This window comes from Pedobacter sp. N36a, assembly GCF_014472395.1.
Lineage (GTDB): Bacteria > Bacteroidota > Bacteroidia > Sphingobacteriales > Sphingobacteriaceae > Pedobacter.
The window spans coordinates 1-416 of record NZ_JACSZW010000051.1; the positions used below are offsets into that span (position 1 = coordinate 1).

At 66.1% G+C, this 416-nt stretch carries 1 protein-coding gene; it reads right to left on the reverse strand.

The genetic code is table 11. The features are described from left to right. The coding region (locus H9X96_RS22465) for a hypothetical protein (RefSeq protein ID WP_222943974.1) at window positions 1-416 on the reverse strand (416 nt) is incomplete at both ends.

A 416-nucleotide genomic window follows, 5' to 3' on the forward strand; every position in this document is an offset into this window, starting at 1 on the left:
CCGTAGGAGTGGCCGAAGTTATCCACCGTGAGGATCGTCAGGGCCTCTGATCCGGTCCACTCGATCCCGACGCGCACGTCGTACTCGTCGTTGCCCGTCGCGTCGGCGGTCGTCCGGATGAGAGCCATCAGGCCTGCGACGCCGCACTCGACCGCGTCCGACTGGACCTGCGATCCCGCGAAGTACCCGTCGCTACTCATGCGGTGGCCGCCGATTGCGGCTGCGAGCGTGACTGATCCGTCGTGGTGGAGACTTGCCCATGCTTCCTTCCACTGTGATCTGTCGCCCGTTGCGGTGTTGACGGCGACCCAGCGCCGCGATCCCGGTCGTGGGTTGTGCCGGTCGACGTTTTCCAGCGGGTGCACACCTCCACGTCCGGCGTAGAACAGGGCGAGGCCTTCGGCCTTGGTCAGTAC